Here is a 1,017-nt window from a genome sequence, read left to right as displayed (position 1 = left end):
CACGTTCCAGATCGCTAGGGCTGCGGTGCGGTGGTGCTCGCTGGTCCAGACGCGGGCATAGAGGAACTCTTCGGCCAGGATTCGGTTGTAGCGTTCGATTTTCCCGTTGTGGCGTGGGGTGTAGGGCGTGATCCGCTGGTGGCGGGCTCCGCGCAGGACGGTGGTGAAGTCCTTCGCGCGATAGCAGGCGCCGTTGTCGGTGACCAGGCGGTGAATGTGGGTGATGCCGTGACGGGCGAAGAATGCGCGGGCGCGGTGAACGAATCCGATCGCGGTCCGAGCCTTTTCGTCGGGGAGAGCTTCGGTGTAGGCCAGGCGGGAGTAGCCGTCGATCGCGGAGTGCAGGTAGGTGTAGCGGGCCCGCTGGCCGCGGGTCTTGCCGCAGGCAACTCGTTTGTCCTGGTCGCTGCCTTTGCCGTGGACGCGCCAGCCACCACCGTCGGGGATTTCGCCGGTCTTTTTCACGTCCAGGTGGACCATGTGCCCGGGCCAGCGAGCGAGGATCCGCCGGGGCTGGCGGTTGCCGGCGCCGGTGGGGTCGAGGAACCTGCGTCGGTTCAGGCCGAGATGCAGCAGCTGCCGACCAACGGTCCGCACTGAGATCGTCACACCCTCGGCGGAGAGTTCTGTGGCGATCCGGCGCGCTGAGTATTTCCGCTGGCGGCGTAACTGCTCGATCCGGGTGATGACCTCGGCGGGTGTGGCGGTGGGCTGGTGGTGCGGAACGCTTGGGCGATCGAGCAGCCCTGCCTCACCGTGGCGGCGCCAGCGGTTGACCCATTTGCTGGCGCATTGGCGGGAGATGCCCATCTCGGCGGCGACGTGGGCAATCGGGCGGGTCTGGCAACGCTGCACGAGCCGGCGGCGGCCCTCGACTGACAACGGGGCATTACGGTGATACATGGACGGGTCTTTCTGTCCGGCGGACGAGTTGGTCGCACTTCTCATCCTGCCGTCGAAAGACCCGTCCCCATCCTCAGGCCCTGCCAGCCGACACCAACGTCACGACCCGCAACA

At 66.9% G+C, this 1,017-nt stretch carries 1 protein-coding gene; it reads right to left on the bottom strand.

All coding sequences use genetic code 11. The annotated features are described in order from the left end of the window. The coding region (locus E1181_RS31130) for an IS481 family transposase (protein ID WP_132679975.1) at positions 1-903 on the bottom strand (903 nt) is incomplete at its 3' end. Between the last annotated feature and the right edge of the window lie 114 nt (positions 904-1,017).

Origin of the sequence: Saccharopolyspora terrae (genome assembly GCF_004348435.1) — a bacterium.
GTDB classification, from domain to species: domain Bacteria; phylum Actinomycetota; class Actinomycetes; order Mycobacteriales; family Pseudonocardiaceae; genus Saccharopolyspora; species Saccharopolyspora endophytica.
The sequence above is the reverse complement of the archived record's forward strand: the minus strand, read 5'-3'. Positions and strand labels throughout refer to the sequence as shown.